Source organism: Mycobacterium sp. pR1184, from assembly GCF_041287235.1.
Lineage (GTDB): Bacteria > Actinomycetota > Actinomycetes > Mycobacteriales > Mycobacteriaceae > Mycobacterium.
This window is the reverse complement of the sequence record NZ_JBGGKR010000010.1, coordinates 26,622-47,491: the sequence shown is the minus strand read 5'-3', so window position 1 is coordinate 47,491 and position 20,870 is coordinate 26,622. Positions and strand designations below refer to the sequence as shown.

Annotated in this window: 18 protein-coding genes; all 18 read right to left on the bottom strand. The window is 66.4% G+C overall.

Annotation, left to right across the window (positions count from 1 at the left end):
- Position 1 precedes the first annotated feature (1 nt).
- A complete protein-coding gene (locus tag ACAG21_RS18225; protein ID WP_370497662.1) occupies positions 2 to 592 on the bottom strand; it encodes a DUF4254 domain-containing protein in 591 nt (196 codons plus the stop codon).
- Positions 585 to 1,628: a glycosyltransferase family 9 protein gene (locus ACAG21_RS18220; RefSeq protein ID WP_370497661.1), complete on the bottom strand. Its 1,044-nt coding sequence runs from the start codon at positions 1,626 to 1,628 to the stop codon at positions 585 to 587. Before ACAG21_RS18220 ends, ACAG21_RS18225 begins: the two co-directional genes overlap by 8 nt.
- Before the next feature lie 23 nt (positions 1,629 to 1,651).
- A complete protein-coding gene (locus ACAG21_RS18215) occupies positions 1,652 to 2,671 on the bottom strand; it encodes a glycosyltransferase family 9 protein (RefSeq protein WP_370497660.1) in 1,020 nt (339 codons plus the stop codon).
- 12 nt (positions 2,672 to 2,683) lie between these two features.
- Positions 2,684 to 3,469, bottom strand: a complete 786-nt coding sequence (locus ACAG21_RS18210) for a sulfotransferase (RefSeq protein WP_370497659.1) — start codon at positions 3,467 to 3,469, stop codon at positions 2,684 to 2,686.
- A 53-nt stretch (positions 3,470 to 3,522) separates the two neighbouring features.
- A complete protein-coding gene (locus ACAG21_RS18205) occupies positions 3,523 to 3,870 on the bottom strand; it encodes a YbaB/EbfC family nucleoid-associated protein (RefSeq protein WP_370497658.1) in 348 nt (115 codons plus the stop codon).
- A 146-nt stretch (positions 3,871 to 4,016) separates the two neighbouring features.
- On the bottom strand, positions 4,017 to 5,417 hold the full coding sequence (gene eccE, locus ACAG21_RS18200) for a type VII secretion protein EccE (protein ID WP_370497657.1): 1,401 nt from the start codon (positions 5,415 to 5,417) through the stop codon (positions 4,017 to 4,019).
- A gap of 8 nt (positions 5,418 to 5,425) precedes the next feature.
- Entirely contained in the window at positions 5,426 to 6,772 is a 1,347-nt protein-coding gene (gene mycP, locus ACAG21_RS18195; protein WP_370497824.1) for a type VII secretion-associated serine protease mycosin, read from the bottom strand.
- Positions 6,773 to 6,927: 155 nt separating this feature from the next.
- Positions 6,928 to 8,778, bottom strand: a complete 1,851-nt coding sequence (eccA, locus tag ACAG21_RS18190; RefSeq protein ID WP_370497656.1) for a type VII secretion AAA-ATPase EccA — start codon at positions 8,776 to 8,778, stop codon at positions 6,928 to 6,930.
- The gene (eccE, locus tag ACAG21_RS18185) at positions 8,775 to 10,328 is read right to left on the bottom strand and encodes a type VII secretion protein EccE (protein ID WP_370497655.1); all 1,554 of its coding nucleotides are present in this window, start codon (positions 10,326 to 10,328) and stop codon (positions 8,775 to 8,777) included. Before eccE (ACAG21_RS18185) ends, eccA begins: the two co-directional genes overlap by 4 nt.
- A complete protein-coding gene (gene mycP, locus ACAG21_RS18180; protein ID WP_370497823.1) occupies positions 10,325 to 11,977 on the bottom strand; it encodes a type VII secretion-associated serine protease mycosin in 1,653 nt (550 codons plus the stop codon). Before mycP (ACAG21_RS18180) ends, eccE (ACAG21_RS18185) begins: the two co-directional genes overlap by 4 nt.
- Before the next feature lie 5 nt (positions 11,978 to 11,982).
- On the bottom strand, positions 11,983 to 13,476 hold the full coding sequence (gene eccD, locus ACAG21_RS18175) for a type VII secretion integral membrane protein EccD (protein ID WP_370497654.1): 1,494 nt from the start codon (positions 13,474 to 13,476) through the stop codon (positions 11,983 to 11,985).
- On the bottom strand, positions 13,476 to 14,504 hold the full coding sequence (locus ACAG21_RS18170) for a MinD/ParA family protein (RefSeq protein ID WP_370497653.1): 1,029 nt from the start codon (positions 14,502 to 14,504) through the stop codon (positions 13,476 to 13,478). Before ACAG21_RS18170 ends, eccD begins: the two co-directional genes overlap by 1 nt.
- A 35-nt stretch (positions 14,505 to 14,539) precedes the next feature.
- Positions 14,540 to 15,373: an ESX secretion-associated protein EspG gene (locus tag ACAG21_RS18165; RefSeq protein ID WP_370497652.1), complete on the bottom strand. Its 834-nt coding sequence runs from the start codon at positions 15,371 to 15,373 to the stop codon at positions 14,540 to 14,542.
- 58 nt (positions 15,374 to 15,431) lie between these two features.
- Complete coding sequence (locus tag ACAG21_RS18160; protein ID WP_370497651.1) at positions 15,432 to 15,728, bottom strand: WXG100 family type VII secretion target; 297 nt, start codon at positions 15,726 to 15,728, stop codon at positions 15,432 to 15,434.
- 42 nt (positions 15,729 to 15,770) lie between these two features.
- Positions 15,771 to 16,094 carry a WXG100 family type VII secretion target gene (locus ACAG21_RS18155; RefSeq protein WP_370497650.1) on the bottom strand — a complete coding sequence of 108 codons (324 nt, stop codon included), beginning with the start codon at positions 16,092 to 16,094 and terminating at the stop codon, positions 15,771 to 15,773.
- A 141-nt stretch (positions 16,095 to 16,235) separates the two neighbouring features.
- Positions 16,236 to 16,742: a pullulanase gene (locus ACAG21_RS18150; RefSeq protein ID WP_370497649.1), complete on the bottom strand. Its 507-nt coding sequence runs from the start codon at positions 16,740 to 16,742 to the stop codon at positions 16,236 to 16,238.
- A gap of 43 nt (positions 16,743 to 16,785) precedes the next feature.
- A complete protein-coding gene (locus tag ACAG21_RS18145) occupies positions 16,786 to 18,873 on the bottom strand; it encodes a serine/threonine-protein kinase (RefSeq protein WP_370497648.1) in 2,088 nt (695 codons plus the stop codon).
- Between the two features lie 40 nt (positions 18,874 to 18,913).
- The gene (locus ACAG21_RS18140; RefSeq protein WP_370497647.1) at positions 18,914 to 20,848 is read right to left on the bottom strand and encodes a serine/threonine-protein kinase; all 1,935 of its coding nucleotides are present in this window, start codon (positions 20,846 to 20,848) and stop codon (positions 18,914 to 18,916) included.
- Positions 20,849 to 20,870: the final 22 nt, after the last annotated feature.

The following is a 20,870-nucleotide window of genomic DNA, read 5'->3' as shown; positions in this document are numbered from 1 at the left end:
CTCAGGCGTCGTGGTTGTCGAACAGGTCGCAATAGCTGCGTTGAGCCGCCGCCTTGAATTGCCGGTACACCTTGAAGCGCAGCTGTCCGGCCTGCATGCGCGCGAGAACCTGCTCAAGCCCGGCGAACAGGTCGTCGTACTGCTCGTCGAGCACGGCCCGACGTGCACCCGACTGGTCGTCACGATCCGTGTGCACGATCCGCAGGGTAAGGACGGACAGCCGGTCGACGATGGTGCCGGGAGTTTCGGTGTGCAGCGCAGCGTTTGGGTTCAGGTCGATGAGATCAAGCACGTCCGTGTCGATGTCTTCGATCGCCCCATTACGCCGCGCGTTGACGTCATCGATACACCGTTTCCGGCGCGCCACCTCCTGGTCGTCGGCACCGGGGCGGCGAACGGCGTCCTCGTGGTGCCACAGCGCGAAATTCAGGGCGTGCAGGTGCAATGCCTTCGCCGCGATGCCGTCGCCAACGGGAGCCTCGGTGGACTCTTCGGTGTGCCACAGCATCGCGATATCGTTGAATCGGCGCACAGCGGCGAGCAAGTCCGCCCCCGCCGAATCGCGCAGTACGCCTTCACCTCGCTCAGACATGCTCTGCCACAATCTCTTCCAGTGCCTCCAGCACTTCCCCCACCGTGATTTCCGTCATGGCGCTCCGGTCGATGTGACGGTGCGGCCCGAATCGGAAACCCCATAGCTCGGGGCGGGTCGGCCCGAAAAGACCCACGCCGGGCACCCGTGCCAGATCGGCGGCGTGCAGCATCGCGGAGTCGACACCGAGGAAAAGGTCCGCGTTGGCGACCATGCCCATGGCGAGGTCGAGGGGTAGTCCGAGATAGGGAAAGACGCGATCGCGCTCGCGCCCGACATTGAGTTCCTCGTCGCCCATCCCGACCACCCACACCACGAAATCGCGGTGCCGTGCCAGGAAACGGTCCAGCACATCGATGAACCGGGTTGCAGGCCAACGTTTTTCTGTCCAACCGGCGTCAGCGTGCACCACCATGACCTTGGTACCGGCCGGTACGGCGGCGCGAATGGACCGGGCTTCGTCCTGCACGGATTGCGCGAGAGGGACCGGCTGGGCGTAGCTTTCGACGCGCAGCGACGGATCGAACAGCCGGGCCAGCTTGAATGTCACGTCGACCGAGTGCGGCAGATCTCGCGGGACGATGATGTCGTAGTCGTCGTCGGTAGGGAAGCCGATGCTCATGGTAGGAGCAAGCCGTCGCCACAGGGAGCGGACGAAGATGTTCGACGGGATGTCCCACGGGATGGCGTTGATAAAGACGTCGACGGCGCCGATATCGGACACCAGTTTGTCGTAGTCGAGGGTCCGACTTGCCTGCCGCCCTATCGGGGGTCCTCCCGGAGCCGTGCCGGTGATGTCGATCAGACGCGGGCTGACCGCATGGAAGCACAGGTCGAAGGCGTCCTTGGGGCAGATCAATGTGAGTGGCGCGGTGAACATTTCGGCCAGCGCGCGCAACGTTGGCAGCGTCAGGATGGAGTCCCCGAGCAGGGTGGAGAAATACACCACCGGGGTGCGTGCCCGCAGCAAGTTGGCGAGCAGGTCGGGCTCAACCCTTGACGCGCGGCCGCCTCGCAGAACTGTAATCTCGTTCAACCCGACCAACCTCCAGCGAGAGCTTAAACGGCCGGGCCATCGCGTCGCACCACAATGTCATGGTCGACGAGGTCTTCCAGCGCGTCCAGCACCGATTCGACGGTGATGTCGGCCATCGTGGGCATATCGATGTGCCGGTGTGGCGCGAACCTGAACCCCCATTCCGCGGCATGCGTTGCGCCGAAGAGCCCGACGCCGGGCACTCGCGCCAGATCGGCGGCATGCAGCATGCTGGAATCTATCCCGACGAAAAGGTCCGCGGTGGCGACCAAGCCCATCGTGAGATCAAGTGGGAGTCCCAGGTGTGAAACCACGCGATCGCCGTGCCGGCCGACATTGAGATCCTCGTATCCCATCCCGACCACCCAGGCCACGAAGTCGCGATGGCGCGCCAAGAACTGATCCAGCAGATCGATGAATCTGGTGACGGGCCAGCGCTTCTCCATCCAGTTGCTGTCCGCATGCACGACGAGAACTCTGGTGCCGGCGGGAACCGCGGCCCGCACCGATCGGGCCCGCTCCGCCACGGCCGCGGGGATGGGCAACGGCTGGGCATAGCTTTCGATGCGCAGCGACGGATCGAACAGCTGGGCCAACCTGAATGTCGAGTCCGCAGCGTGACAATCCCCTTTGGGGATCACAATGTCGTGGCCGGCGTCGGTGAAGCCGATGCTTGTCGTCGGTGCCAGGCGTTGCAGGAGCGGGTGAATGATGACGCTGGACAGCGAACTCCACGGCAGCGTGTCGATGAAGACATCGACCGGTCCGATCTCGGCCGCCAGCGCGTCGTAATCGGGGGGCCGCTGCGGACCTCCCGGCAATGGCGGCGGGCCCACCAGGGGCAGTCCCGTGACGTCGACCAGCCGCGGGCTTACCTCTCGAAAACACAGGTCGAATGCGGCCTTGGGGCAAACCAATGTGATTGGTGCACTGAACATTTCGCCCAATGCGCGCAGGGTCGGCAACGTCAGCACGGCATCGCCGACATTGGTGACGAAACAAAACGTGGGGTTTTGCGCCTGCAGCAATTCACTAAACGTCATTAACCAGCCTGCTCAGTTGTAGCCGAAGCGCTGCGCCAGGGCATCGACCTGGAACCAGATCGGGTCGCCGGCGTCGATGCGGGCCCGAGCCGATGGCGCCTGGCGAAGTGGCGCAAGGTTGCCGGTCTTCCACGGCAGCGGGGCCCCACCACGGTAGAACTGGTTGTCGCCGACCGTCTCCGGGGCCTGATGAGCCAGTGCGACCGCGGTGTCGGAAAACCTCAGACCGAACCGCTGCAGGGCGGTGTCGAGTGTCTGCCTGGGTCGAGCCGCAAAGGCTTCGTAGCGCAGCAACACCAATTCCGCGTCGTGCGCCGTCAGCGGATCCAGGGAACCTTCCACCAGTGCGAAAGCTTCGGCAACCGTGTCCTTGATCCAGAAGTCCAAATCAGTGCGCTGATCCGAATCCCGGTGCAGCAGATACGAGTTCACCACCTCACGCGGATCGCGCAGCACGAACAGGACGACGGCCTCGGGAAAGCATCGCCGCAGGCTCTGCAGCCGCATCGCATACCTCGGGTTCTTCTCGCCCCAGACCGGGCAGGGCTGGGCGATTTCGCTCATGATCGCCCGCAGAGCCTGGGCCGGGTCCGCCGTTTCCTGCAAGAGGCGACGGTAAGTCTGGTAACGGCCGCGCTCGAGCAGGAATGCCGCCAGCGTACCCACGACCGGTCCCCCGGACCGGTCGACGTCGATCAGATCGATCTCGTCGAAGATCTTGATGTCTTCGTGGTCGTTGAGGAACTGGGTGACGATGGTCAACCCGGACCTCGGCGGCCCAACGACAAACAGCTGCACCGCCTGACCGTATCCCCTGAACGGTCCTCCGCTGCGGCAGAATGTCGGTTTGCCTAGTCCTCCCCGGCGATCTTCTGCAGCGAATCGACGATCTGGGACAGCTTTTCGAAGGTCTCCGCCTGGCCCGCCTCGATGCTCGCCGCCGCTTCGGCGGTGGCCTTCGCGAGTGCCTCGTTGATGCGCTCCTGCACCGTTTCGGCGCCCAGCCGCAGCAGCCCATCCTCGAGGTGAACCTGGGTCACACACATGTCACCGTTGATGACCACCTCGACCGTCTCGGATTCGTCCTTGGCGCTGAAGGAGCCGGTGCCCCGCTGCTTCAAGGCGCCCTCGAGGACGTCGCTGAACTTCTTGAACTCGTCCATGACCGCAGTGGCCTGCGGGTGCTCGTGTGGTTGCACGTCATCTTCCTTTGCGTCGGGGATAGCCAGCCTGCCTGGGCGAGTGCCTCGGCCACGCAGACTCTTAGTGTAAAGCGGCGCGCAGTACCCCGAAGACAGTTAAATACCTGTTCATCTGGGCCAAACAAGTGCTCTGAGCGAAGGTGTCAGGAGGCTTCCCGCCTGCCGGGCAGCGCGGTCAGATAGCGACTTTCGTCGGGCTGGGAAACGGGCTGGATCGGCAGTTGGCGGTGCCGCGGGGTGCTGATCAAGTTGTTGCGCAGGATCACCCGGTCCACCCCGGAATGCCGGCCCAGATACGTTGTCGCGTGCGGCCACGACACCTTCGACTCCGGCCCGACTTCAGCGCCGATCAGGTCGGCGAATTCCTGGAAATGTGCTGCGAGCGTGACGGTTCCGCCGGCAGCCGCCGCACGGACGGCGAATTGCATGAATGCCCGGGCGTCACCCAGGTTGATGCTCGCGTCGACATCGTCGAACGGCATGTAGACCGGATACTTGCTCGCCGTCTCGCCGACCAGCACTCCCGCTGACCCGATCGGCAATTGCCAGTGGCGGCCGGAAACGACGGTCTGTCCTTGCAGTGCGGCACGCTGCCCACCCGATACGCGCGAAAAGCCGCGCGGCCTTTTGGCTTTCTTCGGTGTGGTCAGTAGCACGGTGGAACGGGGCGCCATCCCGGCAGCGATGCGGACCCGGGTGATGGTGTGATCGGCCGGCACCGACCACCACACATCCGGGCCCCCGGGTGCGATGTAGGCGGCGGTGACGTTGTCCTGCCCCTTGATCGTCGACCACTTCTCCCGTACGAAGCTGATCTCGGTCGCATGGTCGAAATCGTCGAAACTGCGCGCACATTCGGCATCGACGCCATGGCTGGCCAACCGGTCGGCAATCCGCGTGGTCGACGCCACCAAGTAGCGGGCGATACCCGCGACGCCCTCGTCGCGCCGACGCGCCGACGCCTGAGCGCGCCGCGGTTCGGCGCGCATCACGATCCAGGTTCGCCGGTACGCCGGCGCCGGGTCCTGACCGATCACTTCCCGGTACAAATTCAGCACATCCGGGGACGCCGTCTTGCCCATCCGGAATCCGGCCGACACCACCTCGGCCTCCAAGTCGGGACAATGCACCGCAAGCAGTTGCTCCAGCAGCCGCGTGTCGACCACGTCGTCGGTGTTCGCCTTCCCGTCGACGACCACCGTCGGCGTGAACGGCCGCGGAATGAGCTCGATGACCGCGACCAGCTCCTCGCCTTGCCAGCGCACGGCCACGTGGTCGCCGGGCATCACGGTGGTGCCGACCTCCGCCTCGGAGGGAAGTTCGGGTGACCGGCGATGACGCAGCAACCAAGCGCACATCGCCACCACCCAGCCGGTGAGCCGCCGGCCGCGGAAGGTGACCGTGGCGATCACGGCGCCGACCGCCACCAGGGTCGGGCCGGCCCACTCGTAGCGCGTCCCCATGAACAGCAGGATGCACAGCGGAGCCAGCACGGCCGCCCACATCGCGTGACCGCTGCTGAACCGGAGTCGTATTGATCGCATGGGCTTCGTCAGTGCCGTTTCAGGGCTCGCCCGACGAGTGCGGCGAGTCCCAGCGCGACGATCAAACCCATAACCCCCATCGTGACAGCCTCGATCGGCCCGTGATCCGGGCCCGGCACCGGCACCGGGGCTTGAATCGCTTTGACCGGATCCACCGGCATCGGCGGGCCGGCGGGGACGTCCCAGGTAAGCGCGGCGACCGCATCGATGATGCCCGCACCGACCGCATCGTCGACACCGCCCCCGGGATGGCGTGCGGTCGCGGTGATGCGGTGCATGACCTGGGCCGGCGTCAGATCGGGGAACTTCTGCCGCACCATCGCCGCCAGACCTGACACGTACGCCGCCGCGAACGAGGTTCCCGCGATCGGCACCGGACCCTCTTTGCCCGACAACGCGTCCACCGGGTCGCCGCCGGGTCCGAGCGCGATGACGTTGTCGGCGGCCGCGGCCACACTGACCCACGGCCCGTGCATCGAGAACTCGCTCGGTGCGCCGTTTTGCCCGACACCCCCGACGGTCAGCACCAGCGGCGCGTACCAGGCCGGCGTGACGATCGTCTGAACCCCTTGCCAGCCGCGGGGATCGGAGGGAATGGCCGGGTCGGGTGGCGGATTCTGCTGACAATCACCGCCGACGTTGCCGGCCGCGACGACCACCACGGCGCCCTTGACGTTGACCGCGTAATTGAGCGCGCCACCCAACGTGGTCTCGTCGACCTGCTTCTTGGCCTTGAAGCAGGCCGCCTCGCTGATGTTGATCACACCGGCGCCCAGATTGGCGGCGTGTACCACCGCGCGGGCCAAGCTGCGGACAGAGCCGGCGGCCGGCGTCGCGTTCGGGTCGCCCTGGTCGGGTTGGGAATCCTTCGGCTCGAACGCCTCCGATGTCTGGCGCACCGAGACCAACCGCGCGTCGGGGGCGACACCGACGAATCCGTCGTTCAGCGAGGGCCGCCCCGCGATGATCGACGCGGTCAGCGTCCCGTGCGAGTCACAGTCGGAGAGCCCGTTGCCGTCCTTGACGACGAAGTCGCCGCCCGGATCGGCCGGAACGCGGGGCGAGGCGTCCACCCCGGTATCGATCACGGCCACCGTGACGCCGGCGCCGGTGGCGAACTTCTGGGCCTGGGTGATTCCCAGGTAGGTGTTGGGCCACGGTGCATCGTGGAAATTGGTGCCCGGCAGTGACAACGGCGCCTTGCAGACACGCTTCTGTTCGAGGGGCTGATCGGGACCCGTCACATCGGGTGGAACCGCCGTCGAGTCGATCAACGGTGGCGATACCGCCACGGCGGGAGGTGCACTGACCATGGCTAGCAGCAACGCCACCGTGATCAGCAAGATACGGTGCACCGCCGGACGCTCCATTCGTCAGCCTTGTTTCGCCACCGCACTATCCGGTCGCGGGCCTGCGTGCATCTTAAGCTTTCCGGCAGCGCCGACAACGGGTTTCCCGCAACGCTGGCCACCCGCGCGCCCGCGCGCAACGACTCAGGAATCGGGCCTGATCAAAGCACTATCGGCACATGCTTTTCCGCGCACGCGTCCTTCACCGCCGCAACGATGTCCTGGGTACGCAGCGTTTGCAGATCCTCTACCGTCACCGAGCCTTTGTCGACACGGTGCTGGGCGGCCACCCGCGAGTCGCGCAATCGTTCCGCACGCTCAACGACATTGCGCGCGAACCGGCCGTTGTGCATGACGTCGATGCCGTGCTGCCCATCGGGGGCACGATAGGCGCGCAATGTCGCGCAGGCGGCGGTCAGCGCCTCGCGGGTGGCGGGGTCGAGAACCGTGGCGCGGGGCTTGCCGTAGCGGACCGCGATTTCCACCAACTCGTCGGGTGTGTAGGACTCGAACCGCAGTTTGCGGTTGAATCGGCCCGCCAGACCCGGGTTCACGGTGAGGAATTCGTCGACTTCCTTTTCGTATCCGGCGCCGATGAAGCAGAAGTCGAACCGGTGTACCTCGAGTGCCACCAACAGCTGGTTGACCGCCTCCATGCCGATCATGTCCGGCCGACCGTCCTGGTGGCGTTCCACCAGCGAATAGAACTCGTCCATGAACAGGATGCGGCCCAGCGACCGGTTGATCAGCTCGTTCGTCTTCGGCCCGGATGCACCGATGTGCTCCCCGCAGAAATCCGCCCGCTTGACCTCGACGATCTCCGGGTGGCGCACGATGCCCAGGCCGGCGTAGATCTTGCCGAGCGCCTCGGCGGTGGTGGTTTTACCGGTGCCGGGCGGTCCGACCAGCAGCATGTGGTTGGTCTGATTGGCCACCGGCAAGCCCGCCGCCAGACGCAGTGCGCGAACCTCGATCTGGTCTTCCAGTTCGGCGACCGCGCGTTTGACGTCGGCCAATCCGACTTGGTTGTCGAGCAGCGCGCGACCCTCCTGCAGCAGTTCGGTGCGCCGCCCCTGGTTCTCCTCTTCCTGTCGCTGCTGCTCCGACAGCTCGGTGGTCACGTCCCATTTGTTGGTGCGAGAACTGATCGCATCCTCGTCGGTGACGACCAGCTGCAGCGCGGGGTCGGCCAGCGCTTGCTTGGCCGGCTCGATCAATGCGCCGTTGATCGTCGCTTTGGACAGCCAGATCTGCGCCTTGGGCTCCTCGCCGAGCTGGCGATGTGCCATCCCGCGCACATAGGCGAGGTCGGCGGCGATCAACGGGAAGTCGGTGGGATCGACTGCGGTGACCGCGGTTTCGAGGTGCTGACGGCGCGTCTCGGTCGGGCCGCCGAACCCGGCGCGCAGCTCGACCCGGTCGGTCCAGTCCAGCGCGACGCGTGCCTGCCCGAGATGGGCCGCGGCATGGGCGGCCAGCGTGCAAGTGGCCGCGGTCACCGCGGACATGATGATCGCCTGCGGTGGCAGGATGGCCGCGGCGACCGAGATGACGTCCGGCCACCGTTGGGTGGCGAACATCAGATACGACTCGATGTACTGCTTCCACTGGTGGTTCTCCCAGGTGTCCAGCAGCGTCGAATCGCCCAGCAGCGCTTCAGCTTTCTCGTATTGGCGATCGTCGATGAGTGCACTCGCCAGTGCCAGGCCCGCATGCGATGCCTCGGTGACCGAAATCGACAGATACGGCCCGGCTTTGATCGGGGCGGACAATCGCGCCCCGATCCGGTTGGTCTCCCGGTGCAGCCGGCCGCCGTAGTTGTAGAGCTGTTCGATGGTCGACAACGCCTCGTCACCGGCGGCGATCCGGCCCAGCCACGCGTCGGCCATCGACGGGTCGACTTCCGTCGCCTCCCGAAACCGGGCCGCGGCCGCGGCGGGATCGCTGTCGAGCAACGCCATCGCCGCGTCGAAGTACTTTCGCGCGGCGGCCGGCGTCGTGCTGCTGGTCATGGGGTGTCCACCGCTTCGAGATCAGGGGTTCGCAATGCCATCGGTTCCGACGATACGTATCTATTCTCGGCGCGGAACAGCTCCACTTCCACCGCATGCAGGCGACCATCGGCCGCGATCACATCGACCGTGGCCGGACCCGTCTGGGTGATCAACACGTTTGCGGTTCCCCGGTACGGCTCGCCCGGACCGCCGATCGAGATGAGGGTGTTCGGTCGCGGCGCGGGCGACATGCTGCCGTCGACGACGCTGACCGTGGTGCCCGACACCGGCTTCGGCTGATCGGTCACCGCGACGTCCGGCATCCGAACACTGGCCCACCGCTGCATGTTTCGAGTGTGCACCGTGATCCGCTCGCCGGCACCGGCCAGGCGAATGATGAACCGCTTGGCCAGCGCGTCCTCCGCGGCGATGTGCACCCGGCTGAACTCCCCGGCGTCGTCGAGCGGCAGCAGCATCCGATTCCCGCCGGCGACCTTGCCGAGCAACACACCCGACGGTCCGATCGGCACGACGAGCGGACCGTGCAGCACACCACGACGGATGCCACGCAACGACGGCAGCGGACCGCACAGACTGGCCGCGACGGCCTGCGCCTGCTCGCCCCGCAGAGTCTTCAGTCGCATGCTCAACGATGCCGACGGTGGCTGGGCGCTGCGTACGGTGACGGTCGCCGTCGCGGTGGCCACCCCGTCTTGGGAGCTGAAAAGCGTGACGTTCTGCACAATCCCGTCGACGCGTGCCGACCACGCTTCGGCCAGCGCTTCCGAAGTGATGTCGCCGGGGCGGTACCAGTAGGTGGTCAACCACCCGCTGTCACCGCGCACCGATCGCCACCGCCGATTCGTGACGTCCAGCGCGGAGCGGCCCAACCGCCGCTCCATCTCGACGATGTCGGTGGCGGTGGCGACCTTGGCGCGGATGCCGTGCTGGCGCAGCGCCGCGCTGATCCGCTGGGCGGCCGCGAGGGTGGCGGTACCGACCGAGGTGCGACCGCGTAGCGCCTCGACATTGTCCAGGGCCGCGATGCGCACGATGAGCCAGGTCTCGCGCTGGCCCGCGTAGGGCGGCGTACCGATCAACGTGTCATACACCCGCGGATAGTCACCCGTGCTGCGGCGGCGGGCGCCCGCGGTGACGACGCTCAGCGAATGAAGGGTGAGCCCCAGACTCTGGTGTAGCAGCGGCGTCAGCTCGGTGATGTCGAAGGAGTTCTCGGTATAGGTCGCGGTCGAACCGGTGAACAGCGTTGGCGTGTGCGCCTTTCCGAGCAGCTGGACTGCGGCGACCGCGACGCCGTCCTGATAGCGGATGCCGCCGCCGGCACGGTCATTGGCCACCGTGAGCGGCTCGGTCCACGCGATCGGGCGACGGCGCCGCAGCCACAGAATCAGCCAGGACCACATTGGCTGGCCGCGCCATGGGATCACGCCGACCGCGATACCGATCACCAAACCCGCTGCCGCACCGGGGTATCCGCCGACCGCCCAGCCGATCGTGGCGGCGATGAAAATGGCGACGATGATCGTCAGCTTCGTGGCGGCGGTCATCGCTCGCGCCTGGCCCGAACGATCAGCGCGACGACCGCGATCGCCGCCGCCACGACCCCGGCGAAGATCATCGCGACGTTGCGGGCGCGGTGATCCGGTAGTGGTGGCGGCGGTGCCGGATGGACGATACGACTGGCGGCCGCGGGGGAAAGCCGTTCTCCGGCAGGCACATCGAAGGTCAGCGCGGCCACCGGATCCACGACGCCGTAGCCCACCTGGTTGTCAACCCCGCGGGGTGGATTGTGCGCGGTCTGCAGAATCCTGTTGATGATCTGGTGCGCGGACAGGCTTGGATATTTGGCCCGCACCAACGCGGCCACCCCGCTGACGTACGCCGCGGAAAAGCTGGTGCCCCAGAATGGCATGTTTTTCTCGCCGGGCCGGATCGGCGGATAGGCATTGACCGGTCCCCCGGTTTCCGGCGACAGCCCCATGATCCCGACGCCGGGTGCCGCCGCGGCGACCCAGGGTCCGGCCAGACTCTTGTTGATCGGCGCACCGGCGTTGTCGACCGCGCCCACCGACAACACATAGTCGGAGAACCAGGACGGCGACGATACGGTCTTGACTTGGTGCCAGTCGCGCGGATCGGAGGCGTTGAGTGGGTCGAAGGTTGGGTTTTGGGCGCAGCCTTCTTCGTTGTCATTGCCGGCCGCGGCGACGATGACCGCGTCCTTGACCGTGGCCGCATACCACACGGCGGCGCCGATGGCGGTCTGATCCAGCGGGTCGGCGGCCGAAACACAGGCTGTCACACTGATATTGATCACCTTCGCGCCCATGTTCGCCGCGTGCACGATGGCGCTGGCCAGCGTCGCGATGGTGCCGGCCTTCTTACGTCCCTCGAAGTCGCCGCCGCCGGGGTTCACCGGCTCGAAGGCACGCGAGGACTGGCGGATGGAGATGACGGTCGCGTGCGGCGCGACGCCGGCGACTCCGTCGGGTGCACCCGGCGGCGGCGGCGGCACCTCGGGATCGTCGGGCTGTCCGGGCGCGGGATCCCCCGGCCCGTTCGACGGCGCGTCAGGTGGCGGCGGCGGTGGGGGTGGTGGTGCCACCGTTTGGGTGATCGTCACCGGTGAGGGCGGTGGCGGAGGTGCGGGCGGGGGCGGCGGTCCGCCGGGCGGCGGCGCTCCCGCATCGGTGGGCGGCGGGCCCGCCGGTGGCGGGAAGGCCGGAGCGCTCGGCATCGGAGCCGGCATCGGAGTGCCTTGCGGCGCAGCGGCAATCAGGGACGCCACGACGGTGCCGTGCGCGTCGCAGTCGCTCAGACCGTCGCCGCCCATGATGTAGTCACCACCCGCCACCACTGGCAACCGGCGACTCGGGTTGATGCCGGTGTCGATGACCGCGACGGGCACGCCGTTGCCGGTCGAGTACTGCCAGGCCTTGCTGACGTTGAGCATCGTGAAACCGGGCGCCGGCAGGGCCACGTTCGGATCGGCGACGGTCATCGTCCGGGCACAGGTGAACGACTGCCGCATCGGCTGATCGGACGCGGGCTTACCGTCGGCGGGTACCCGGCCGGGATCAACGACCGGTGGTGGAATCGCCTGGGCCGCAGGTAATCCCGCTATCAGGGCGACCAGCAGGCTCGTCAGCGCCGAGGCGGCGACCCGCTGGGTCATTGCGCGACCGGTGAGCGCCATCGGGGTCATCGCATGCGCACCCAGGTGAACAATCCGCCGATCCATGCGGCCAGCGGCAGGGCCGCGATGATCGCTGCTATCTCCACCCATTCGGCGGTCATCCGCACCAGCGGGGTGAACCGCGTGATCGGCACGAGTAGGGCGGCCAGCAGCCCGGCACCGCCGAAGGCGGCCAGCACCAGCGTGCCCCACAACAGCCCGTACCCCGATGAAGTGGGCTCGTGCAGAACGTATTTCGCGACGCCGACGCACAATGCTGCAGCCGCGCCGCAGACCAGCGCGATCGCTTGTCGTTTGTCGGCGAACGCCCGCCCCCGGCTGATGAAGATCACCACGAACAGGCCGGCCAGCACGGCGGCCGGCAGGCCGCGGTCGTGGCCCGGCATCAGGGTGGCCCACACCGCGACAGGGAGGGTCAGCCCCGCTCCCACGCAGATTCCGGTCAGTACGTTGTTGGCGTGGATCGCCGCGAGCGCGATCTGGGCACCGCGCGGCGTGGTGTCGGAATTCGCGTCGTCGTCGCTGCCTTCCTCCACCGGCGACACCGCGTCGGCGGGCAGGCCCGCGCTGCGCCGGAACAGATCGCGCCCGGTGATCGAGCCGAAATAGGGCGGCCGGATCCGCGCGACCCACAGCGCGATCGTCGGGGCCATGGTCAGCAACAGCAACAGGGCGACAAGCCCGCACATGCCCAGCCATTGCGCGGGCACGGGCCACCACATCCGGGCCGCGGCGGCCGCGCCACCGAGCCCCAGTACGGTCACCACGGTCGCGGCCACATTCGCGTGCCGCCCCGTCGCCGACGTGATTCCACAGGTCAGCACCGCGCCCGCCAGAGCGGCGATAAAGCCGTGGGCGGCCCCGACCGGACCCGGCGCGCCGGACGCCACGCCGGCGGTGAGCAATGGCAACGAGATCCAGCCGAGCCCGTCGACCATGTCGCTGCGGTGCGGCCACCACCGCCATACCGTGGTCGCACCACCGGCGATCAGCAGACCGGCCGTCCCGGTCACGATCGTGGGCATCAGTGAGTCTGTCGAGAAGCGTTGGCGCACAGCCAGTCCCAACAGGGTCAGCGAGACCAACGCCAAGATCACCAACGCGGTGTGCGCGGCGGTCTGCAGCGTTACCGGCTCGAACAGGGCCTTGCCGACCCGGGCCAAACCGGTCGACAGGGACTCGTACTGCGGCTCGAACGATTCACCCGCGACCGCGGGGACCAGCGTGAGTGTGGCGCCGTCTTCGACGCCCAGTTCGTCGAGCGTCTTCGTAACGTCCAGCCGAACTCCGTTGGCCTTGTGGAGTTCGTATCCGATGCCAGACTCGAGTCCGATGAACCCCCGGCGTTTGAGTTCCTCGTTGAGTAGCTCGACGACGTTGTCGATGAAGGCCTCGATCGGGACCGAGGCCGGATAGACCTGTGAAACCAGATGTTCTCCACATACGACCGCGACCGCACAGCGGGCTGGAAACGAGACCTTACCCACGTATGGGGTCATTAACGCGGCCTGTCGGCATCTGGAATGTATTTGTCGGCCAATGCCGCGGTGATTTCGAATATCCGCAGGCGGGTTTTCTTCTTCAGCTCATGCCGGGTATCAATTATGCCGCCTTTTGCAAGGAATGGATCGTACGGCATGAATTCGACCGTTGCGCCCGATTGAGCGAAACGCTCGGTGAGATAGGTGCGCGCCTCCGCGTCGTATTTGTCGCGACTGTCGTTCAGGATCACCATGCTGCGCGACACCAGCTCGTGGTAGCCCATCGAGCGCAGCAGGTCGATGGCTCGGGTTACCGGTAAGGAGGTGTCGGCGGTGAGACCGGACACGAAAACCAGGGTGTCGCACGCGTCGAGCACCGCCTTCATCACGGGGTGCTCGAGGTCGTCGGAGGTGTCCACCACGATCACGGTGTGGGTGCGACGCAGCCGCGACAGCACGCCGGAGAACATCGAGGCGACCAACGGCCGCGGTTGGTCGGACGCACGGTTGCCGGCCAGCACGTCGAGTCCAAGACTGTTCTGCCCCAAGTGTTCTCGGATATCAGCGTAGCCCTGCACGTCGGTGTCGTTGAGGACCGCCGCGTAGTCGCCGGGTGGAGATTCGTCGATCCGCCCGGCCAGCGTGCCGAAGCCGGGGGCCGCGTCGATCGCGACGACGTTTTCGGGCCGGCATTCCCGGAACACCGCGCCGATGCAAGCGGTCATCGTGGTCTTACCGACGCCGCCTTTTCCCGAGACGACCCCGACCACGTACTGCTTGCGGATGTGGCGGCGGATGCGCTCCTGCAGCTCGCGGTAGTGCCTTTCGGCTGGCGATTCGCCGAAGTTGATGACATGGCCCGATATCTGGTAAAGGAATTTACGCCAGCCTCCGCCGGGCGGAATTTTGCGCGGGGCGACCATATCGGAAATGCGTAATGTGCCGGATACTGAGTCTTGATTTTGATACTGCGCGGCGGGCGCTTCTCGCCGCGTCGGTCCGCCCTGTTCCGGAGAATTGGATGAGCCCGTCCACGGATTCGTCACGATGCCGATGCTATCATTTTCGGACTGCCTTTCGACTACACGACTTTTCGGTACGAATGCCATTCCTCGCTGGCCGGTAGCCGCCGCACCATCTGGTAGATCGCGGTACCGATGTTGTTCTTGGTCCCCGGCGCGATGATCATCCAGTTCTTGCCCCCGGACGAAACCTGTTCGGCGACAACACGTCCCTCTGTCGTATCGATGATCGTCACCGCCCCCGGTTCGAAATGGGTCCGGGTCGGCAGGCCGGTTTCCACCCCGGACTGCAGGGCGACGAACGAGGCCTGAGCCGAGCGGCTGGGATCGGTGGCCAGTTTCAGCATGTGCACCTGATCGGCATCGAGCCCTTGACTGTCCAGGAACTCGTGCAGTGATCGCTCGTCGGTCGCGGTGGCGCGCATCGCATCCGCATCCAGCGTGACCGGACGCAGCGGCGCGGGATCACTTGCGCCGCATAGTCTTTCGATCTGTGCATTGAGCGCCGCGCTGGCCGTGCCCTCGTTGTTCGCGATGCCCGCCCCACTGATGCGGACCAGATCTCCCGATCGTTCGATGGCGACCCACCACTGCGCGAACCTGGCGAGCAGCGCGCGCGCCGGCTCGCCGTCGTCGGCCAGCCGGAAGTGCACCAGCAGTCCGATGTCGCGGCGCGACAGCACGGTCAGCCATTCGACGATCGCGCCGTCGACGGAGCCGGTTTCGTCGATCGCGCCGGCGGCGCGCAATTCCGCGGTCACCGGGTGGGCCAGCGCCTGATGCTTGGGCTCGACGCGGGGCAGATGGGGTCGCAGCCCCATCTCGGGAGCCAGGACCTCGATGCCGGTGAGTACTTGTAGGACCCAGAGGCCGTCTAGAGAGGTGGTCAGCACGGTCTTCCCTTGAAGCCAAGTGCGGGGCGCACGCTAGGTGCGCCCCGCCAAGCCCGGACTACGCCTGGTGAAAGAGGTTGCCCATCGCGTTGTCTGCGATGATGGCGGCATCGTGCACATTGCCCACGGTGTGCCCGTGCAGGCTGACCGTCTGAATCATGTCCTGCAGCCCGTGCAGCATCTGCTGCTGCGCGTCGAAGAACGACGTGGCGCCGTGGCCCTGGAAGAACTCCGCCAGCGACTGGGTGATGTGCAGAACGTCGTCGTGAATTTCCATCAGCTGCGCGGCTTGAGTCGCGATGTCACCGGTGAGGCCGCTGACGACGGCATGGTTGTACGTGATCTGGTCTGACATTTTGGTTATTCCTTACGGTAAATAAGCTTTTAGGATTGCCGACTAGGCGGACTGAACTCCGCCGAACACACCGTTGAGGTTGTGGGCGGAATCGGCTTCGTGGTGTTCCATCAGCGTGGCCGCCTGACCCAGCCCGTGTGCCAACCGGTTACCGCCCGTCATGATCTGCTGCAGGTCGTGCTGAATCTGGCCGGCGGTGTTCAGCGACGTCGACCCGGCCTGACCGGTCCACCCGGCGGCGCTGACCACGTTTTCGTGTCCGCTCAAATATTGGTTGGCGATGGCCGCCGCCTCTTGCAGTCGCGATTCGATCTTCTGCTTCGAAGCGCGCAGCAGATCGGGTGTAACAACGGTTGAACTTGCCATGTTTTTCTCCCTCGATTTCCTAGGCCTCCCCGACCGGATATGGATAAGAGTGTAGACAGGGATCGGGGTCTGTCACTTCAGTTGTTCTGCCTGCTGCACAGGCGTTGATTTACCCATTCGGCAAAGCCACAAAACACCATGTCAAAGGCGGGTCGCGCCATCTGCCGACCCGTCACCGTCGGTATCGGATAACCGGACATCCCAGCGCCCGTCGCCGTCGGTATCCACATAACCGGTCGTGGCGGTCTCGTCGGTGCACAGCACCCGGTCGGCCACCCCATTGCCGTCGACGTCCACCAGCCGATCGTCCGGCTGCCCGCGTCCGTCGAAGTCAACCAGCGGTCCACCCGTGTGCTCGATCCCGTCGAGCCCATACCAGCGCAATCCCCCGGCCCGGTCCGCCGCTAGCGCCCAGGTTCCCGACCCGTCGTCGGTGAAGTACGCCTCGGGCGTCCCGTCATTGTCGAGGTCGAGCACGGCGTGGTCGACGACGCCGTCGCCGTCGAAATCCGCCAACGCATCGTCGCGCATGCCGTCGTGGTCGAAGTCCAGCCCGATCGATTCGAGACGGCCGTCGTGATCGAGGTCGAGGTCGGGTTGGCCGTGCCACATTGCCGCGCCGTTATCGCCTGCCAGGCAGTAATCCATGACCTTTCCGACGCGTGTCGGCTGTCGGTGGTTCCAAGGCCGGTCAGCTCCCCGGCTTGCGAAACCAGACCGGCGGGTCTTTGGTCAGGTCGACATGGCTGTCCTGCACGGTGACGGCGTCCCGGAAGATCGCCGGTTTGGCGTACTGAATCACCTGCGCCCGGTAGTTGAAGACACCCGAGACATGAACCGTCATCGTGTTGGGGTCCAGGTCGTAAGTCATGCCCTGGGTGTTCTCAAGGTCCTCGAGTGTCTCGCTGTCCGGCTCGACTCCCGGAGGCGGGGCAGGCTGGGGCTTGCAGCCATCTTTGGGACAGCACTCCGGCGGCTTGGGACCGCTTTTGAAACAGATGCGGAGCTGGGCATCCACGGCGGCCAGGGCCGCCTGGCGACCCGCATCGTTGAGTGCGACAGTCGGGTGGATGACCGGTCGGCTGGCCGCCGGTGCGGTAAGCGCCTCGAGCAGCACTCGTTCCGGCGGCGCGGTGATATCGATGAAGCGATTGGTTGATCCGATCTGAACAATGCCGGGAAAGACCGAGATGGGATTGGCGCCGTTCGTCCCTACGCCATAGATCGCAACGGTTTTCATCGCTTCGACCGCGTCAGGCGGATTGTCCACTGCTAGCGCGGCGGTGGTGGTGTCGAGCTTCCACTGGCCGTCTTTCTTGTGCGCCCAGATCACGACCTGGGTGGGCGTGACGCCGAATTTCGCGGCCAAGACCAGCCGCTGGGCATCGGATGGGGTGCCCGGGTCCGGAGCTGGATCGGTGGTGACCTTGATTTCGGTGATTGGTGTGGTAGCCAGCTGGGCGCGCAGTACTTTGTCGGTCAGCAGCTGCGGCGTAGCTGGCTGATCTGCCGCCACCGACAGCGCGGTGCGGGCGTCGCCGACCGCCAGCGCCTCCAGGTAGTGTTGCCCGGCCAACCGGGCGGCTTCGCGGTCCTGCTCGGCACGTTTCGTGTCGTCGCCGCCGATGATCTCGCTTGCCGCGAAAATACCCGCCCCTGCGAGCAGGGCCAGCACAGCCAGCACCGAAAGAACCAGTGCCACAGGCCGTTTGCGGCGGCGCGGTTGTTGGGGGCGGACGTTGAACGGGGGCGGCGCGCCCCACGAAGGCGGAGGCGGCATGTGTGGACTGGGGTAACCGGCCGGGCTTGGCGGCGGGTATTGCGGGCGGGGCGGTGTGATCGGGCGAGTGGCTTCAGTCGCTACCGCGGGCCCGGGCAGGGTTTGTTCGGATGCCGGCGCCGGGGTCGGCGAGAGGGGCGCGTGGCCCATAGCGACGCGCGGCATGTGGGTGGCCAATGCGGCGGCGAAATCGCCACAACGCTCGAACCGTTCGGCGGGTTTCTTCGCCAAGGCGCGTGCGAAAACCCCGTTGGCGCTGGCCAAATCGGGGCGCAACCCACCGAGCAGCGGTGCGGGCAATGTCAGGTGCGCGTTGATCACCGCGACCGGGTTGACATGGGGAAACAGCTTGGCCCCGGTCAGCAAGTAGTAGGCGGTAGCGGCTAACGCATACTGGTCGGCGCGACCATCGAGCGGGCCACCCGAAAGTTGCTCGGGAGCGCAGTACGGCACGGTGCCGACCGTCATATTGGTCACCGTCAGACCGGTGGTGTCATCGACGGGACGCGCGATACCGAAGTCACACAACAGGATTCGCGGCGGACTGCCGTCGTCGGGCCGGCTGATCATGATGTTGGCCGGCTTGATGTCGCGATGCAGCAAACCGCGGTGATGCGCATGGTCCAAGGCCGCGCCGACCGCGGTCACGATCGCCAGCACTTCCTCGGCCGGCATCCCGCTCGGGTATTGCTCGTCCATCAGCGCGTCGAGGTCGGTCCCGTCCACGTAATCCATCGCGATCCACAGCCGGCCCTCGAACTCGCCACGGTCCTGCACGCCCACAATATGGGGGTGCCACAGCCCGGCCGCGAGTTCGGCCTCACGGTTAAACCGTTGCTGGTAGCCAGGATCCGCCGATACCTCGGGGGCCAACACTTTCAACGCTTCGAATCGCGGCAGTCGCGGGTGGCGCACCAAATACACCTCACCCATACCGCCGGCCCCCAGCAGCCGCACCACGGTATAGCCCGCGAACTGTGCCCCCTCACTCAACGGCATGCGCGCATCTTAGGCTCGTCGAGCGACGGACGACCGGTGTTTATCCATGCTTTTCGGTGCGCACATATACCGGGGGTTCCTTAGTGAGGTCGACGATGCCGATGGGTTTCTCCGTCACGGTGTAGTCGGGTACGCCGGCCGCGTGTCCCTGATACACGATGGTGCCGCCGATCGCGACCACCATCCTGGCGGCGTCGAAGTTGAAGGTGGCCTTGCTGAAATCGCCGGAGCCCTCCGTAGCGATCGTAGGGTTGTCGGGGCTCAGGCGCGCGCAATCGTCGGTCGGTTCGACGCCGTGGTAGCAGTTGTGGGTCCACGTGTCGAAAGCCGCCTTGGCGGCCTGGCTCCCCGCATCGTTGAGCGTGGCCACCGGCTTGATGGTCGGCCGGTCGGTGGCGCCGCCGAGCGCGTCGAGAAACACCGGCGGAGTCGGCGCGGTGATGTCGACGTAGCGGTTACTGGACGACACCGACATTGCACCGGGAAACACTGCGACCGGCGATGCGCCGTCGGTCGGAACACCCCACAGCGCAACCGCTTTCAGCGATGCGTCCTTGCTGCCGGATGGTCCGATATCGACGGCGACGGTGGCGGTGTCGAGTTTCCATTCGTCGCCCTTGCGGTGCACGGCGATGCGGGCCTGTGACAACGTCGGGCCGAATCTGGCGGACAGCATCAGGTACTGCACCTGCTGCGGGTCGTCGCCGGCAGCCACCGGGGCCGCCGTGGCGGTGATGTCGGTGATGGGCGCGGCCGCGAGCTGGGCACGCAGTACCTCGCTGGTCGCGAATTGTGGTGTCGCCGTCGGGTTTACACTCAACGCAAGTGCGGCCGCGGCATCACCGCGGGCGAGCGCCTCCAGGTAGTGCTGTCCGGCCAGCCGGGCGGCTTCCTGTAGCTGCGGTTCCGATTGCGCGGGGTGCGCGTGATCGACCAGTCGTGGGATCGCAATGGCGGCAACGACGCCGACGACCGCAATCCCGGCCGTGACCAACGCGGCGGCTCGCCATCGACGCGGACGCGGACGTTGTTCCGGGCCCGGCCAGGCCGGCGGCGCGAACTGCGGGGCCGGCATCGCCGGGGCGTGCGTCGGCGGGGCTACGGGGGCCGGTCGAGGGGGCTCGGCGGGTGGGGCGTGATGCAGCTGGCGAGCCAGCGCCGTGGCGAAATCGCCGCAACGAGCGAACCGCTCGGCGGGGTTTTTCGCCAGCGCCCGCGCGAAAACCGGGTCGGCACTGCCCAATTCGGGGCGGCGCGCACCCAGCAGCGGCGGCGGCGCGGTCAGGTGCGCGCTGATCACCGCGACCGGGCTGGTACCGGTAAACAGCTTCGCGCCGGTCAGCAAGTAGTAGGCAGTGGCGGCCAGCGCGTACTGGTCGGCCCGGCCGTCGATCGGATGTCCCAGCAGCTGCTCGGGCGCGGAGTAATCCACCGTCCCGACGGTCGCATTAGTCACCGTCAGCCCCGTGTTGTCGTCGACCGGGCGTGCGATGCCGAAGTCGCTCAACAGAATTCGGGGTGGACTGCCGTCCTCGGGCCGGCTGATCATGATGTTGCCCGGTTTGACGTCACGGTGCAGCAGCCCGCGGTGATGGGCATGGTCCAGCGCCGCGGCGACAGCGGTCACCACCGCCACGACTTGGTCCACCGGCATACCGCCCGGGTGCTGATCCATCAGCGCGCGCATATCAGGCCCATTGACATAATCCATCGCGATCCACAACTGACCGTCGAATTCACCGCGGTCGTGCACGCCAACGATATGGGGATGCCACAGGCTGCCCGCCAATTCGGCCTCCCGGTTGAACCGCTGCTGAAAGTCGGGATCCGCCGAGACGTCGGCGCGCAGTATCTTCAGAGCTTCAAAGCGCGGCAGCCGCGGATGGCGCACCAGATACACCTCACCCATACCGCCGATCCCCAACGGCCGGATCACGGTATAGCCCGCGAATTGCGCCCCCTCCCCCAACGGCATGGGCAAATCCTAGAACTCGCGG

Excerpts from the sequence above, each read along its gene's own strand:
- ACAG21_RS18155 (WP_370497650.1), bottom strand. The coding sequence starts at position 16,094 with ATGGCAAGTTCAACCGTTGTTACACCCGATCTGCTGCGCGCTTCGAAG.
- eccA (WP_370497656.1), bottom strand. The coding sequence starts at position 8,778 with ATGACCAGCAGCACGACGCCGGCCGCCGCGCGAAAGTACTTCGACGCG.
- eccE (WP_370497655.1), bottom strand. The coding sequence starts at position 10,328 with ATGACCGCCGCCACGAAGCTGACGATCATCGTCGCCATTTTCATCGCC.
- ACAG21_RS18160 (WP_370497651.1), bottom strand. The coding sequence starts at position 15,728 with ATGTCAGACCAGATCACGTACAACCATGCCGTCGTCAGCGGCCTCACC.
- mycP (WP_370497823.1), bottom strand. The coding sequence starts at position 11,977 with ATGGCGCTCACCGGTCGCGCAATGACCCAGCGGGTCGCCGCCTCGGCG.
- eccD (WP_370497654.1), bottom strand. The coding sequence starts at position 13,476 with ATGACCCCATACGTGGGTAAGGTCTCGTTTCCAGCCCGCTGTGCGGTC.
- ACAG21_RS18215 (WP_370497660.1), bottom strand. The coding sequence starts at position 2,671 with ATGACGTTTAGTGAATTGCTGCAGGCGCAAAACCCCACGTTTTGTTTC.
- eccE (WP_370497657.1), bottom strand. The coding sequence starts at position 5,417 with ATGCGATCAATACGACTCCGGTTCAGCAGCGGTCACGCGATGTGGGCG.
- ACAG21_RS18140 (WP_370497647.1), bottom strand. The coding sequence starts at position 20,848 with ATGCCGTTGGGGGAGGGGGCGCAATTCGCGGGCTATACCGTGATCCGG.
- ACAG21_RS18225 (WP_370497662.1), bottom strand. The coding sequence starts at position 592 with ATGTCTGAGCGAGGTGAAGGCGTACTGCGCGATTCGGCGGGGGCGGAC.
- ACAG21_RS18145 (WP_370497648.1), bottom strand. The coding sequence starts at position 18,873 with ATGCCGTTGAGTGAGGGGGCACAGTTCGCGGGCTATACCGTGGTGCGG.
- ACAG21_RS18150 (WP_370497649.1), bottom strand. The coding sequence starts at position 16,742 with ATGGATTACTGCCTGGCAGGCGATAACGGCGCGGCAATGTGGCACGGC.